15 protein-coding genes and 2 riboswitches are annotated in these 14,852 nt (G+C 40.5%); of the genes, 1 reads left to right on the top strand and 14 read right to left on the bottom strand.

Annotated elements, in window-relative coordinates:
* Positions 1-10 precede the first annotated feature (10 nt).
* The 3 genes from MKY88_RS10850 to MKY88_RS10840 all read right to left on the bottom strand — a co-directional run bounded on the left by MKY88_RS10850 (position 11) and on the right by MKY88_RS10840 (position 3,796).
* Positions 11-1,999: a S9 family peptidase gene (locus tag MKY88_RS10850; protein WP_340813608.1), complete on the bottom strand. Its 1,989-nt coding sequence runs from the start codon at positions 1,997-1,999 to the stop codon at positions 11-13.
* Positions 2,000-2,070: 71 nt separating this feature from the next.
* Complete coding sequence (locus MKY88_RS10845; RefSeq protein ID WP_340813607.1) at positions 2,071-2,748, bottom strand: precorrin-3B methylase; 678 nt, start codon at positions 2,746-2,748, stop codon at positions 2,071-2,073.
* 52 nt (positions 2,749-2,800) lie between these two features.
* Positions 2,801-3,796 carry an ABC transporter substrate-binding protein gene (locus MKY88_RS10840; protein ID WP_258268615.1) on the bottom strand — a complete coding sequence of 332 codons (996 nt, stop codon included), beginning with the start codon at positions 3,794-3,796 and terminating at the stop codon, positions 2,801-2,803.
* 164 nt (positions 3,797-3,960) lie between these two features.
* Positions 3,961-4,147, bottom strand: a riboswitch (cobalamin riboswitch).
* Positions 4,148-4,323: 176 nt separating this feature from the next.
* Here MKY88_RS10840 and MKY88_RS10835 point away from each other — a divergent pair.
* Entirely contained in the window at positions 4,324-6,264 is a 1,941-nt protein-coding gene (locus tag MKY88_RS10835) for a translation factor GTPase family protein (RefSeq protein WP_340813606.1), read from the top strand.
* Between the two features lie 105 nt (positions 6,265-6,369).
* On the opposite strand, the gene MKY88_RS10830 is transcribed toward MKY88_RS10835, so the two are convergent.
* The 11 genes from MKY88_RS10830 to MKY88_RS10780 all read right to left on the bottom strand — a co-directional run bounded on the left by MKY88_RS10830 (position 6,370) and on the right by MKY88_RS10780 (position 14,844).
* Complete coding sequence (locus MKY88_RS10830; protein ID WP_340813605.1) at positions 6,370-7,128, bottom strand: hypothetical protein; 759 nt, start codon at positions 7,126-7,128, stop codon at positions 6,370-6,372.
* Between the two features lie 233 nt (positions 7,129-7,361).
* Positions 7,362-7,545: riboswitch (cobalamin riboswitch) on the bottom strand.
* A gap of 109 nt (positions 7,546-7,654) precedes the next feature.
* Positions 7,655-7,960: a hypothetical protein gene (locus MKY88_RS10825; RefSeq protein ID WP_340813604.1), complete on the bottom strand. Its 306-nt coding sequence runs from the start codon at positions 7,958-7,960 to the stop codon at positions 7,655-7,657.
* An 856-nt stretch (positions 7,961-8,816) separates the two neighbouring features.
* Complete coding sequence (locus MKY88_RS10820; RefSeq protein WP_340813603.1) at positions 8,817-9,221, bottom strand: phBC6A51 family helix-turn-helix protein; 405 nt, start codon at positions 9,219-9,221, stop codon at positions 8,817-8,819.
* Positions 9,206-9,718 (bottom strand): hypothetical protein, encoded by a 513-nt coding sequence (locus tag MKY88_RS10815; protein WP_340813602.1) that lies wholly within the window; start codon positions 9,716-9,718, stop codon positions 9,206-9,208. Before MKY88_RS10815 ends, MKY88_RS10820 begins: the two co-directional genes overlap by 16 nt.
* A gap of 79 nt (positions 9,719-9,797) precedes the next feature.
* A complete protein-coding gene (locus MKY88_RS10810) occupies positions 9,798-10,277 on the bottom strand; it encodes a hypothetical protein (protein ID WP_340813601.1) in 480 nt (159 codons plus the stop codon).
* Between the two features lie 77 nt (positions 10,278-10,354).
* Positions 10,355-12,568, bottom strand: a complete 2,214-nt coding sequence (locus MKY88_RS10805) for a phage tail protein (protein WP_340813600.1) — start codon at positions 12,566-12,568, stop codon at positions 10,355-10,357.
* 3 nt (positions 12,569-12,571) lie between these two features.
* Positions 12,572-12,973, bottom strand: coding sequence for a hypothetical protein (locus tag MKY88_RS10800; RefSeq protein WP_340813599.1), 402 nt, complete (start codon positions 12,971-12,973; stop codon positions 12,572-12,574).
* Positions 12,963-13,259: a hypothetical protein gene (locus MKY88_RS10795; protein ID WP_069481212.1), complete on the bottom strand. Its 297-nt coding sequence runs from the start codon at positions 13,257-13,259 to the stop codon at positions 12,963-12,965. Before MKY88_RS10795 ends, MKY88_RS10800 begins: the two co-directional genes overlap by 11 nt.
* 78 nt (positions 13,260-13,337) lie before the next feature.
* A complete protein-coding gene (locus tag MKY88_RS10790; RefSeq protein WP_083244666.1) occupies positions 13,338-13,640 on the bottom strand; it encodes a hypothetical protein in 303 nt (100 codons plus the stop codon).
* Positions 13,641-13,841: 201 nt separating this feature from the next.
* Entirely contained in the window at positions 13,842-14,024 is a 183-nt protein-coding gene (locus tag MKY88_RS10785) for a hypothetical protein (RefSeq protein WP_340813598.1), read from the bottom strand.
* 82 nt (positions 14,025-14,106) lie between these two features.
* Complete coding sequence (locus MKY88_RS10780) at positions 14,107-14,844, bottom strand: hypothetical protein (protein WP_340813597.1); 738 nt, start codon at positions 14,842-14,844, stop codon at positions 14,107-14,109.
* Positions 14,845-14,852: the final 8 nt, after the last annotated feature.

Raw genomic sequence — 14,852 nt, 5'->3', positions numbered from 1 at the left:
CACTTCTTTTTTAAAGTTTTTCCACAAACCAATCTCGTATATATTCGAGACGATTAATTCTTAATGTTGGCTTTCCGCTTTTTGACAGTTCGTGATTTGCTTCAGGGAAACGGACGAATTTCGTTTCTTTTTTCCGATACTTCAAGGCGATAAATAATTGCTCCGCCTGTTCAATTGGACAACGATAGTCTTTTTCACCATGTAAAATGAGCAATGGTGTTTCAACATTGTCTACATATTTCAATGGTGAATGATGCCATAGCTTCTCAATATTATCGAGCCCCGCTTGAATTTGCCAGTCTGTAAAGTAATAGCCGATATCACTAACTCCTGCAAAGCTAATCCAGTTCGAAATAGAGCGTTGTGTAACTGCTGCCTTAAAGCGGTTGGTATGCCCAACAATCCAGTTTGTCATAAAGCCTCCATAACTCCCACCTGTTACACCTAGTCGATCTGGATCAATGAAATCATATTGCTCTAAAGCATAGTCAACAGCGGCCATCAGGTCTTGATAGTCATTGCCCCCATAATCACCACGTACGGCATCCACAAATGTTTGCCCATAGCCATGACTTCCACGCGGATTTGTATATAGGACTGCAAAGCCTTGAGCAGCTAGGATTTGGAATTCATTAAAATAGGTGTTGCCATACATCGCATGAGGACCACCATGGATTTCAAGAATAAGGGGATATTTCTTTCCTTTTTCATAGCCCACTGGCTTCATGATCCAGCCGTTGACCTTCCAGCCCTCAGCTCCTTCAAACTCAATGCTCTCTGGAACAGCTAACTCTTTCGTCTTTAAAACATCTTCATTGACTGTCGTCAATCGTTCTTTTTCACCCGTTTTTAAGTTGACGTAATATAAATCGCCCGGATTCGTTGTCGTACTTATTGCGACAACGGCTTGATCATTGTGAGTATCTAGTGAAAAACCATAAACGTATTGATCATCGTGAATTGCTGGATAAATTTCACCATCTACATTACCAAAGTAAATTGCCGCATTACCGTGATCAGTTACTTGGAAGTAGAAACTATGATTATCATTCATCCATTGCACACGTGGTGCTGCTACCCCTTGCAGGAAATCACCGATGACATAATCACCAACAGGGGCATCAAACTCGCTTGTTGCACAGTTTAGCAGATTTTGTTCCATATCATAAATCCATAGCTTCGCTTGTGTGGCATTTTCAAATTCACGTTTTCCTCCAACAAAGGATAGAAAGCGGCTATTAGGCGACCAGGACGTTTGGTAATAAGAGCCAATCCCCTCTGTTACCCTGCGGCTCTGTTTTGTTTCTACATCGAATAAATAAATATCAGCATTATATGAAAAATCTAAATCCTCTGCTTTATCTGCTAAGTACGTAAGATAACTGCCATTTGGCGACCATGTACTCAGATGGAAATGCTCGTTCCCTTCTGTCACTTGCTCTAATTCACCAGATTTTAAATCGACAATGGCAATGTAAGTATATTGGTCCATATCCATAAATCCACCCGCATCCGATTTATGTTTCATCTTATCGATTTCAAGTGGCTTGAGTTCTTTTTCTTCTTTCTTGTCATCTTCAGCTTTATCTAGGATAGTTTCATCTTTACCTAGCATAACTGAAAACGCAATTTTCTCTCCACATGGAGACCAGACAGGCGTGGACGCACCGTTTTTACAATACGTCACTTGCTTCGCCTCTCCCCCTGTTTTCGACAGTACAAAAATTTGCGGCTTGCCTGATCTTGTAGAGGAAAAAGCAATTTGACTGCCATCTGGCGACCATACAGGAGAGCTTGTACGATATTCACCATATGTCCATTGCTGAGGACGTTTGTCTTTTAAATTTAAATAAAATAAGTTCGATACATAGTCTTTTTTCTTCTCATCAATACGTGTCTCTACATAAACTACCTCAGTCCCATCAGGTGAGAGTTGTGGATCTGCCACTGATTTCAAGTGATAAAGATCTTCTGGTTGAATCCCTTGTTTAGATGTCATGTTCTTGCTCCTTTATATTGTCATTTTCTATGCTCTACTACAATATTTCGACACCCTAAGTATTATTCCTGCTACTCTATCAATTTTTTTACTAGTTTCCAATCAGCATTCGATTTTGTTCTGCTATAAAACTTATAAAAAGGTTCATTGGCACGAGCTTGGTCCTGATAGAGACGAATGATTTGTAGCAAGAAATCTTCAATATGGTCGATCCCTACTCTCTTCGCAAAGAGAGTACCCGCCTGTGCCTTTGCCCCCATTGGAATGGATCCTAAATAAACATCAAAGCTCTCATGCTGATAGACTAGTCCTATATCGTCATATGTAGGATTATAACAAGCCGATGCACAGCCATTCACATTGACTCGAACTCTTGCAGGCACAGTTATACCGTCCAACGCCTGATAGAGCTGTTCTGTTTGAGGAACTGCCTCCATTTTTTCGCCATCACAAAAATCACATGCCTTCATGGCTATATGAGGACCTGACAAAGCAACAAACAGCCCAGCCTCCTGTAAGGCATGGGTAGATTCTGTCAGTTCGCTAGAGGGGATCGATAATAATAGGCTATAGGAAGCCGAATATTTAATGGCCCCCTTCTCCCCTACAATTTCAGCTATTTTTTGAAATTGGGCTGGCGTGTAATGCTTATTAATAATGCCAGGGCTTACCGCTAATCGTGAATATCCACCTTGCTGATTAAGGGTTTCAAACGTTTTATCTGGTATGTTTTGACGAAATGCATTCATTGTTATCACTCCTTAAGAAAAAGGAGCTAGCAAAGCGCTAGCTCGAATGTTTTTAAAAGTTTGCTGGGTAGAAGCCCTTGGCTAAAATTTGAATGGCCTCTGCGGCACGTACTCCTTCAGATGCCGCTGAAAGTGGAAGGATGACAAAGCGATCATTTTTGACTGCTTCCATTTCCTTCAACGCTGGATCATTTTTTAAGAATTTTATCTTTTGTTCGGCAGTTGTTTCACCATAATCAATGACAACAACCACCTCTGGATTGCGATCTACTGCATTTTCCTTCGATACCGTTGTCCATCCTGACTCCACATCTCCAAAGATATTTTGACCGCCAGCAATTGTTACTAGCTCATTCATAAAGTTTTGACCAGCCGTGAACACATCTTTATCTCCACTATCAAAGACTAGCACACGTAAATTTTCGCTGTCTTTTGGTAATTGAGCTTGAACTTCTTCCACACCTTTTGTCATTTGTTCAATTAATGCTTCGCCACGATCTTCCACGCGAAATATTTCCGCGATATGACGAATATCAGTGAAAATATCCTCTAATGTTGGCTTTGTCATATTGGAAGCCGTATGTAGATACGTATGAATTCCTAATTCCTCAAGCTCCTCTGGTGTTCCAACACCTTTTTCACCAAAGCCACTTTTCCAGCCTGCATACAAGAAATCTGCTTCGGCATCAATGACTTGCTCCTTCGTTGGATATTGATCTGAAAGAACTGGAACTTTATCGTAGGCTGCTTGAAGCGGCTCGTAGATTTTGTCATCTAAATAAGCTGTCCCTACCATGGAATCCTCTAAGCCTAATGCAAGCATAATTTCTGTTACATGCTGATTTAAGCTGATTGCCTTTTTAGGTGCTTCCTTATAGGTTTGGGTAGTTTCATTATTTTCAATGATTACCTCAGATGCTGTCGCCTCAGACGGTTCAACTTTTTCAGTTTGCGTTGCTGATTCAGGCTTGTCGTTTGTGCCACACGCACCTAAAACGCTGATTAAGGCGATGACCATGACTAGCCATATACTTCTCCATTTTTTCATGTCCTTTTCTCCTTTGTTGTGATAAATATAGAAAGAAATCAGAGACTTCTTTGCTACCAGGATAATTGGAAGGGCATAAAAAAACCCTCTTGTCGCCAAGAGAGTTGCATAGTGAAAAAACGGTATTAGTACCTTTATCACTATCCCCATCCTCGTGGTTCTTAGTTAACATACATATACTGGCAGGTATCCTGGCTTAGGTTCATCATCTATACGCCTTCCCATAGTAAAACTACAGTGGCATGCTGTATAGACTCCCCATTTACAGTTGCGGGACAGCATCGGAATTGCACCGATTTCCCTTTTAAGCAAATGACAAAGGCCATTTGCACCAATATGTTCTATTCATGCTATTGATAGACTAGCAGTTCATGCGTTAATTCGCGATCTGTAGTAGAATGCAAAAAATATAATCATCATTATATTAGCACTATTTCGACAAAAAGACGAATCATTTTACAAGAAATAGTTGTGCTAGTATTCTGATACAATGAGAAGATAGCCACTTATAGAAACGAGGATTTATTATGTACAAGACGATTGGGGTTCTTGCTCATGTTGATGCAGGAAAAACAACCTTTTCCGAGCAAATGCTTTTTCATACAAATAGTATACAAGCACGGGGGCGTGTCGATCATCAGGACGCCTATTTAGATAATCATGAGCTTGAGCGCAAGCGTGGCATTACGATATTTGCCGAGCAAGGACGCATGACTATTGGCGACGATACATATACGTTGATTGATACACCAGGACATGTCGATTTCTCCCCAGAGATGGAGCGTGCCATCCGTGTCATGGATTATGCTATCATTATTATTAGTGCAGTAGAAGGTATACAAGGTCATACTGAAACTGTATGGCAGCTTTTACGGAACTATCATGTCCCTACATTCTTTTTTATTAATAAAATAGATCGTGACGGAGCAGATGTAAGGGCTGTGATGACTCAGCTCCATAAAGATTTCTCTGAACATGTATTATTCGTAGATGAACCACTTCAGGAAAACTATGTTTCAAGGACAATCATGGAATGGCTGGCGGAGCGTGATGAAGAGCTGCTGGATGCCTTTTTGAATGAAACATTGGAACATGGTCCTTGCGTAACTCAGCTCCTATCGATGATTAAAAATGAATACGCCTTCCCCTGCTTTACAGGTTCTGCATTGAAGGATGAAGGCATTCAAGAATTTATTGCTCAACTTCCACTCATAACTGGTACTCACTTCGAGCCGGAAGCACCGTTTCAAGGAGAGGTTTTTAAAATACGACATGACGGCCATCAGCGTTTAACTTTCATCAAGGCTTTAACAGGCAAATTACATGTTCGAGATGAATTTATGTTTGGAGACCTCACAGAGAAAGTAACGGAAATTCGTCTTTATAATGGCAGTCGATTTGAAACTGTTCAACAAGTTGAGGCTGGTGAAATCTTCGCTGTTAAAGGGCTCAGCCAGGCAAACATTGGCGATCGCATTGGCAGTAACACGCTATCACAGCCCTATGAGCTTGTCCCTACATTACAGGCAAAAGTTCAATATGAGGGTGAACAACATATTAAAGAAGTATTAAAGATTTTCCGTCTACTAGAGGCCGAGGAGCCATCATTGCGTGTCGTATGGCAGGAAAAGTTTCAGGAAATCCATGTGCATATAATGGGTGTCATTCAGTTAGAGGTCCTGATTGAAATTTTAATGAAGCGCTTTACATTAAACATCTCTTTTGGAGAGCCGCAAATATTATACATGGAAACAATTGCGACAACCGTTACAGGCTACGGACATTTTGAGCCACTCAAGCATTATGCAGAAATTCATTTATTAATGGAGCCAAATGAACGTGGGACAGGAATTACCTTTAGCAATGCCTGTCATGCAGATGATTTATCAGTGGGCAACCAACGCCTCGTAGAAAAGCATTTGTTTGAACGTGATCATCATGGCTTACTCACAGGCTACGCAGTAACAGATATTCATTTTACGCTCTTGACGGGACGTGGGCATAATGAACATACGTCTGGCGGTGATTTCCGAGAAGCCACTTTCCGAGCACTGCGCCAAGGACTGGAACAAGCACAGAACGTCCTGCTTGAGCCGTATTATCGCTTTAAAATGAAGGCTTCCAATGATTTTATTGGCCGTATGATGACCGACATTCAACAGGCTGCTGGCACCTTTGACGACCCCGTACTCACTGAAACAGACGTTGTATTAACAGGACGTGCACCAGTAGCGACCTTCATGAGCTATAGCACGATTTTTGCCGCCTATACAAATGGGAAAGGTGCGCTTACCCTCCAATTTGATGGCTATGATGTGTGTCATAATGCAGAAGAAGTAATAACTCAAATAGGCTATGATAAAAATGCCGACCCTGAATACAGTTCTTCCAGCATTTTTTGTGCAAAAGGTAAAGGCTATTCCGTCCCCTGGCAAGAGGCGCAAGCAGCCATGCATTGTCAGAGTTAAGTTTATGTACTAGCATGGCAAATCTGTTGAACTAGTACTTCAGATGAAGATAGAATATCCATACAAAAAATAAAGCAAGCCCTCCGCTTCATGGAGGGCTTGTTTTTATATGGCACCAACAGCTTTCTTTGAAGGCTTGTGCACTGGATAGGCAGGTTCAACCACCACGTAACCTTGCGTATTCGTGAAGTCGATAACTACTTTTCCAGGCTGACTTTTTAATATTTGTAGTTGATCAATTAATGTTAATAATAGCTCGTGGCCGTTCCCACGTGGATGCCAATTAAAGTGATAATCATTTAATTCCTGAACGGCTTGAAGAAACTGTGTGTATTCCTGCTGCACAAATGCGATTAGTTTATCCTGATGAGGAATTTGCTCTAAATCGTTCATATACGTTTCATAAAAACGAATGACAATCGAGCACAGTAAATCATTGACACGTGCAGCGCTTAACACTGGATTGGGCTCCTGTGAAAGACGGTCAAGATTAGGCTTTGCTCGTGTTGAATCAATGCGTGTAATTAAGTGGTACTGCTCCCCATTCACCTCATAAACAATAGGGTTGGTTGGCATATACATCATAAAGCTATTCGTCTTCGTTTTCAGTTGATCCGTTAACGTTGCCTGTGCAAAAAGATGGCCCTCTACCTCCCCATTTTGTATCCAAATAATGTCTTTATTATATAAGATTTGCTCAAAAAAGCGATCGTTGCGAATCAGTCTCGTTGCTAATAATTGATCAATTAGTGATTCAACCACCATTCTGGTTTTCGCTTTCTTGGCAATTTCTGTCCGTGGCTGCTTACAAATCGTCATATCTACAAAAGGCGTTTCCTCTGTTGTCGTTGCATGAATATTCATCCTATGTGCATCCCCTTTGCGTACATATTTTCAAAACAAAAAGGACTTCCTACTATGTTTGAGGAAATCCTTCGCTTTAATGTGCTTCATCACACAATGCCAAACAAACCCTAAGTAAATGCGAAGGAGTTCTAAAATGAACCCTTTCATGAACTTTGGGCGTTTGACGTACTGTGACGAACAGAGCATTCTGTTTTGTCAACATGCCACCTCCTATTCCTCGTAGGTTTATGGTGTGTACTCGTAACTAGGCAGGTATCCTGACTCATGGTCATCGCCACTTTTCCCCTTCCCATCATTTGACAGTGGTTGCTGAAAAGTCGCTCACATTTACAGTTGCGGGACAGTGTCGGATTCACACCGACTTCCCTTTTAAGTAAATTGCACGCAATTTACACCTATTACTACACGCTATTCAGTTGTCATAGGAATCGAGTGTACTCCACATTCCTATTAGATTACTAAAATCAATTGTAAAGTAGTGTTTTTCTAAAGTCAAATATCATAATATTTTCCAAACTACTAATCATCGTTTCTTAATTTTATCTAACAAACACTGAAATTCTGAGAGCACTTCTTCACATTTACTTTGATCGTAATATACTTCAGCAGCTTCATCGCGCGCCATCTCTTTCGAAATTCCCTCGGATTTTCTACGCAGCATATACTGAATAACTTCGATTTCTTTACCGCTATACTTTCTGGTCTTTTCCAACGAATCAGCAAAATTGTCGTCTACTTCACACATTAAATCCGCGTAACTAGTTAATGTTTTGTCCGTAATATTTAGCTTCTCTAATACGTCCTTTACCGAATGTCTTCTTTTTAACATCCGTATCACCCCCATCTATTATTCGGAGTATATACTGAAAGAAACCGTATGGGAATAGGCTTTAGCGACTGATTAACGGCTTTTTAAAAAGGTATTTACGGCACTTTTATTTTAGGTTATTATTTATGTAACATTTAAAAAACGAGTTATGAGCGCAAGGGATTCCTGCGCTCATTTTTTAACGCAAAACTGACGCAAATTCAATCGGGATAATTCACTTCTATAAATTCGAAATGTTGACATAAACAACCTAATAATAAACGCACCTCAGACAAGCTTACACGCATAACTATCCTATTCAACGATTCTCGATGCGTCTGGCAGCGCAAAAAAAACTGCTTGTTTTAAAAATGGTATCTGCAATTATCGGACAGCAGAAAGGCGGATTCGAAAGTAGGCGGCTTGGGGGGATTTTCGGTATTTTAACGTTGAATTGACGCAATACATGACGATTGAATAATTATTCGTTTCTAACTTCCCATAAGCTTGATTATGTAAACTAAAATATACGCAAAACCATTGATATAACAGTGTTTCTCTACTTCTGCGCAGAAACAACATATACACAATCTTATACATCGTTGATATGCAGCAATTCTTGCGACTATCCCTGTTTGCATATGCGTTACAATACTGCATAAAATGCTGCATAAAATACCGGTTAAATTGTCAGATAACGATTTGTTTTCGAGTACCCACGCGCGCCAGCGCCTTCTGCCCGATGTTTTCGCCATATTTCGGAATTAAACGGAAGCCTCAACGCTATTTCAACGCATAAAAAAAAGAGCGAAACCAGCACGTAGCCAACTCCGCATTTTTAGCACTTTATCGCACTAAATCATTGATATATCGCCTTTTAATATCGATTTTTAATATTCGCTAGTCGTGCTGCAACTGCGTCCGGATCCGCATTAGGCGCTTTAATCTCAACTTCCGCCTTATCAACTAGCATACCCATCGTTTGCATGTACAGTTTCATATGCGAAGCGTTGCCGTCCACACAACCTTGAATAAGCGCCTGCATAACGCGTGTACGATTATCCGCTAAATACATATCTGTTACCGCTGTCTTATATTCTAACATCCCAGGCAACTGTCTCCATTTACGTAATGTCCGGTCAGATACGCCAATTTCCTTTGCAATTTCAACGTAAGAACGACGCTTACCTTTCGGCAATAGGTCGTTTTCATAAATTAACTCAGCAGCCTTCGCCTGATCGGCCGTCAGTTCCTTCAAAATTTCATCTAGTTTTCGTGCCATTTAATTAGCTCCTCTCGCTTTTCAGCGTAGTATTTATCATAATTTCCGTCATAGTCGCCTTTATAGACATCTTCGGAATAAACGGAATAAGGCGTTTCTTCAATGATACTTACAAGCATATCCGCTAAATTTGCGTAGTGCATTCTGCTGTCACCGTTAGTAGCGATCAGTAATAAAGCAGCAATCAGTGTACACGTAGAACCTAGTATTAAATCCTTCGCTTCTCTCGCAACTTTTAGCATCTCTAACCACTCATTAATACGGTCTTGTTCACCTAAAGGTATAATTTCCTTTGCAGTTAAAACTAGTTCTGTATATTCTGCTAAAAACTGCTTTATATCTACTAAATTACGTTTATATGCTTGTTCTGCCCAAACGTCACTAACCGATGGGAACGGAACATTACAATAACCTCGCTCCATATCTGACGCATTAATCTCTGCCTGTAAACGCTCAATGTCCTCTTTTAATTCTTCAATTGTGGATGATCGCTTCATTTCATCGCCCCTTCTTTCGTTGTAATAGAAAAGGCAAGCAACGCTATAAAAGCCGATGCCTGCCCGTTAATAGTTGTTGCTATAGTTTTATAGATATGTTTTCCAACCCTAAGAATCGTGTATAAGGTATAGAGCTACCTAAAGCCACAGCTCCATTAGGTTCGATTACCAATTCGATGGCCCTATATTCATAGTGATCATGGATTTGATTATTACAAGATGTTACGAAGATACGATACACGATAGGACGCATGTCTTCTGGCAAGATAAATAGAACTGTCCCTCTAGTCATCACCCCATTTTTAATAGCGCCTTTCATAATTAGATTATTGTGCTTATCTACGGCAAATTTCGGTTCATATCCTTCACCATAAGATTCCCAACCGTTTAGTAATTCTGCTTCTTGCCAAACTACATCAGCCAAAAGGTCAGTAACTTTTGTATCTAATCCCTTTAATGTTGTATCTATGATATCCATATTCGCGTTTTGCGGAAGCACACTATACATATCAGTACCTTCCGGCTTTCCTAAATTATAATTTGGTGTATATTTAACCACGTTGTATCCTCTCCAATTCAATTAATTTCACAAGACCAAAGTTATGACGATCTTTGAGCCATAGTCCGATAGTACTTTTAGCCACGACGCACCTTCACCTCCTCGATTAATTTCGCTAGTTGATACGCAATCTTTTCGATGTCAGCTTCTTCACGTACTGTAAAGTTGTTGCCGGTGATAACTACTCCACCACCTGTGCCGCCTTGACCTTCGTCATAAGCCTTCGCTTCTTGCGCCGTAAGAACTTTTTCGTTTTTGTGTAAACGCGCTGAATATCCGTCATATGGTACGGAGTCTAATCCGCTATAGTGCGATTTCTTACCGCCCTTTTTATCTCCGCCAGCACCGATTAAATTACCAACAAAGTCTACCCCCGCGCTAATTCCGTTCGTAATCCAGCTCGGCAATTTAGCGTTGGAAATAAAACCGATAAAGTCCTTAACATGTCCGTATGCAGTCGAGACCCATCCGCTGAGTGTTTCAAACCAGCCCTGGACGATCTCTAGTGCGCCAGAAAAACCATCCAACGCATTTTTGACGCCAGTTAGAATGAATTCAACTAATGGAGCTAAAACGTTGTCCCATGCCCATTTAATGATTGCGGAAAGTGCTTCCCATGCTATACCTAATAGCTCTAAGATCGGCTTTGCGATTGACCATAAAGTCGAGAATAGTTGCGCTAAGAACGAAATTGCTGGAGCAATTACATTATTGTAAACGATCATTATAATGTCACCGAGTATTTGTATCCAATCCCATAAACCGCTTAAAATCGGACCTATAATGTCCCATGCGCTTGTTAAGATGTCAGATACCGTGTCCCATGCTGTAGAGAAAGCGTCTACTAGCTGTTCAAATGCAGGCTGAAATTGTGTTATTTTTTCAGTAATGTACGACTTGACTTCTTCAAATTTTGTTTTAAGCGACTCAAAAGAGCCTTCTCCGAAAATCTTATCGAATACTCCGCCAAATCCACCTTCGTTAAAAGCCGTCATCAACTCAGATATTTTCGATTTAATCCCGGTAATAATTCCGTTGATTTTTTCAGCCACATCCGGTGGAAATAGGACGCTTATTAAACCTTCTACGCCGCCTTTTTGGAACACGGACCACAAGTCTTTTACTACGGTAACAACTTTTTCGATAGCTCCGCGGAACGTTTCGCTATTGTCGTAAAGCGCTTTGAGTCCGACGGCTGCAGCTGATATCCCCATCGCTATTAACGCTATTGGATTCGCTAAGGCGGAAATTGTTCCTACTACAGCTAGCGCAGCTACAAACGTGCCAATCGCCCCTGCTACGTATGCTATTTGTGTTCGCCATTTCACGAATATATCGTATAAAGCAATCGCTTTATCTGTCACTTTTCCAAGCATTCCACCTAGTTTGTTACTAAGTGCGTCGGTATCAATACCATCAAACATCTTATTTAATCGCCTTAGAAAGTCCGCTAGTTTTGTATTGCTTTCCATTCCTATGTTTCTAAAGAACGTCTGTGACTTCTCCTCGAGTTGCGACCACAATCCTTTTGTTGTATTCGCCATATTATTAACCATTTCATCATTTACGCCCATTTTGGTTAATAATTTATCTAGGCCAGCCATCTTAGCAGACATTCCGTCCATTTTAGTGATTTTTTGCAATTCCTTTTTATCTAGTCCGACTGCCTCATACATTGAAACGTAGTCACCTTGCATAAGCTCTTTTGTCGAGAAAGCTGCTTGCTGAGTGTCTACGCCTGAAAGCGCCTGTATACGTTCAACTAAACCCCAAACCTGTTTTAATTCATCAAGGTTCTTACTGATTCCTATGAATGCTTTTGAGTTTGTCATCATATCTGTACTGTTCAATACCGGACTATCAATAGCAGCCTTTTCGACCATTTGAAGATACTTTTTAGCTTGTTTATCGTCACCAAACATCCCTGTAATAGCCATCGCATTTTGTTCGTAGTTTGCTGCAGCACCGATTGTAGCGCTAAACAACTTAGACGCCCCTGTTACTCCAACGTACGCACCCATGAGTCCAACTAAAGCACCTTGCATACCTCGTAATGATGCACTTACACCGTCTGCACCAACTCTCAACGATGAGACCCGCGTTGCAAATCCTCCCACACGATTAGATGTGGAAGATACTGAACTTCCGAAACGATTTACTGCAGCTTGGGAACGTGACATACTATCACTAGCGTTACGGCTAGTCCGATTCATACGTTCCATCGCCTGAGTAATTTGACGTAATCGTGAGCTACCTTGATCACGAACTCGGAATACTGCGGTTAGGTTCATAAATCACCACCCCACCCTTCTAAGCTCTTCTTCAAGCTCTTTTTCAAGCCACTGACGCCACTTATCCTGATTTTGTTGTGCTGGTTTATCAAGAAATTTCTTCTCACCAGTAACAGCGTTCCCGTTACCTTCATGAATGTAATATGCATAATTGAAATTCCTCGGTCCCCGTGTTGCATTGGCTATAATTTCAACGCCAGTACTGTCACCGTCTGTAAATACTTCTGCGTCAATACTTCGTCGTAATGTACCTCCTAGTTTCTCAGCAATTGGAGCAATGTCGACTGATTCTGCTTTCCAATCGTTCTTAACGTCAGTGAGACCGTTTAGCAATGCTCTGCCTACCGCATTCGGAGATTGATTTAAAGATTGTGTTAGCTGGGATAAATCTAGATTAAATTCCATACGATTTCCCACCGTTCATATTGCTGATAACAGAATCAAACTCTTTGCAAGCGCGTTTAAATTCAGCTTGGACATCTTGTCCCTCTACTTGTTTGATAGCCAGCATAAGCGCCTCTAGTATCTTTCCTGCCGCTAGTGACCACTGAGCATCGCTTACAACCACCTGTAACAACAAAGGCTTAATATCGTTCGCGTATCGAATGTAATCAGCATTAACTTTAAATTTGTACTTATCGATAAAGTTAACGATACCGCCAGCTTTTACTACTATTTGTTTTCCGTCCATCCCTGTGTCCCCCTCTTGTTTTTTTGCATAGAAAAAGGCACAACGTCGGTTAAACGTCATGCCTTGCGTTACTTTATTTTAAGAAATGTATGATTCTGCAATTTTAATTTCAAGGGCCATATCTACTTTTGGAAACTTCTTTGCCAACTGTTTAATACAATCTACATATGTTTTGCTTGGGAATTTGTAAGCGAGATCATCAAAAACGGAAGATATCCAGTAAATTTCTTTTTCTGAACAACTATTTAGATAATTAATTGTATCTTGTTCATCGTTAAACTCGTCGACCATCTGTTGCCAACACGATTCAATAGCAGGATCGTTTGGATGCATCGCATCCATTCTAATTACCATATCAGCTAGCTTTTTTTCGTTAATCACCTTAATCACCTTCCTCTTTGTTAAATATAAACTAATTAAACCAATTATATATCATGCCATGCGTGATTAGATTTATTATGCGTCCACTGGCTTAATTGATCGTGATGTGATAGCCGGCGGATGCGAAACTTTCGGTTGTCTTGCTTGCTCCGCGATTAATTCCAACCGTCGCTCGAACGCTGCCTTGACTGCAATATAACGCTATACATAATAAACTCCAGCACAAGATACTTTGTCTGCTAAGAAAGCTAAGTTATGTGCGTCGATTTTTTCGTCTGAAATATCGACTTTTGGTATATCTAAGTCGTCAGGTAATTTTTCTTTTAATAGATTATCTTCCTTAATCACTGCTGCTCCATCTTCTCGGTAATAAATTTTAATCATATACTATCGTCTCCATTCGTTATTTATTTGTGAAAATATAAAAGGCGGAACTAAGTCCGCCATGCCTTACATTTTCTTGTGCTTACTCTGCAGTAGAGATTAGTTCAATCGCTTTTTCCGGCTCATTTAAATACCGCGCTGCATCACGTCCAATGATTTGTTGGATTGCGTTATATGGCGCTAAACCTTCCGGATAGAACTTGACGTCACCATTGCCGAAGAACCCTAATGCCTCGGCTGCTTTTGCGCGCTCTGGGGTTGTTACCTTCGATTCTACTCGCTCTAATACTTTAGAAAGTGCGAATCGATTCTGAGGCGAACTTTCAATACCTAGGACATTGCTAGCGAATTGTGGGAACTGCGATTTAATTTGTTGTGCAAAATATGGCTCATCTCCATACTTCCCAATAAAGTCATCTAGCGCCTCAATTGAACGTCCTGCATTAGTTCCTAACATTGTCGATGTAACGAGTGAGGCGATTTCATCCTCAAATAATTTAACCTTTAAATCGTCTTTGGGTTTATCATGAGGTGTAGTTTGAATTGTTTGCGCCAGCTTTTGTGCTTGATCTACTACCTTTTTATAATCAGCCTTTTGCTCCGCTAATACTTCAAATAATCGTTTACCGAACTTCTCTTGTAATTGCTCTTGCTTATACGCCTTTGCAGCAGGCGTAAGGTCTCTATCACGTTTAATCTTATCTACTTCCGCATAATAATCTTGCTTAAATTCTAATGCGATTGATGTAGGATTTTTTCGTACTAGTGTGTAGCCTTTTTCAATTAATTCTTCTAAAATTTCAATGTTTGTTTTTGTCATATTTAATT

The sequence above is a fragment of the Lysinibacillus sp. FSL R7-0073 genome, assembly GCF_038009065.1.
Taxonomy (GTDB): domain Bacteria; phylum Bacillota; class Bacilli; order Bacillales_A; family Planococcaceae; genus Lysinibacillus; species Lysinibacillus fusiformis.
The sequence above is the reverse complement of the archived record's forward strand: the minus strand, read 5'-3'. Positions and strand labels throughout refer to the sequence as shown.

What these genes read in the sequence shown, in the direction of transcription:
- MKY88_RS10785 (WP_340813598.1), bottom strand. Translation starts at nt 14,024, where the DNA reads ATGATTAAAATTTATTACCGAGAAGATGGAGCAGCAGTGATTAAGGAA.
- MKY88_RS10840 (WP_258268615.1), bottom strand. Translation starts at nt 3,796, where the DNA reads ATGAAAAAATGGAGAAGTATATGGCTAGTCATGGTCATCGCCTTAATC.
- MKY88_RS10830 (WP_340813605.1), bottom strand. Translation starts at nt 7,128, where the DNA reads ATGAATATTCATGCAACGACAACAGAGGAAACGCCTTTTGTAGATATG.
- MKY88_RS10795 (WP_069481212.1), bottom strand. Translation starts at nt 13,259, where the DNA reads ATGGACGGAAAACAAATAGTAGTAAAAGCTGGCGGTATCGTTAACTTT.
- MKY88_RS10845 (WP_340813607.1), bottom strand. Translation starts at nt 2,748, where the DNA reads ATGAATGCATTTCGTCAAAACATACCAGATAAAACGTTTGAAACCCTT.
- MKY88_RS10800 (WP_340813599.1), bottom strand. Translation starts at nt 12,973, where the DNA reads ATGGAATTTAATCTAGATTTATCCCAGCTAACACAATCTTTAAATCAA.
- MKY88_RS10825 (WP_340813604.1), bottom strand. Translation starts at nt 7,960, where the DNA reads ATGTTAAAAAGAAGACATTCGGTAAAGGACGTATTAGAGAAGCTAAAT.
- MKY88_RS10815 (WP_340813602.1), bottom strand. Translation starts at nt 9,718, where the DNA reads ATGAAGCGATCATCCACAATTGAAGAATTAAAAGAGGACATTGAGCGT.
- MKY88_RS10805 (WP_340813600.1), bottom strand. Translation starts at nt 12,568, where the DNA reads ATGAACCTAACCGCAGTATTCCGAGTTCGTGATCAAGGTAGCTCACGA.
- MKY88_RS10820 (WP_340813603.1), bottom strand. Translation starts at nt 9,221, where the DNA reads ATGGCACGAAAACTAGATGAAATTTTGAAGGAACTGACGGCCGATCAG.
- MKY88_RS10780 (WP_340813597.1), bottom strand. Translation starts at nt 14,844, where the DNA reads ATGACAAAAACAAACATTGAAATTTTAGAAGAATTAATTGAAAAAGGC.
- MKY88_RS10835 (WP_340813606.1), top strand. Translation starts at nt 4,324, where the DNA reads ATGTACAAGACGATTGGGGTTCTTGCTCATGTTGATGCAGGAAAAACA.
- MKY88_RS10850 (WP_340813608.1), bottom strand. Translation starts at nt 1,999, where the DNA reads ATGACATCTAAACAAGGGATTCAACCAGAAGATCTTTATCACTTGAAA.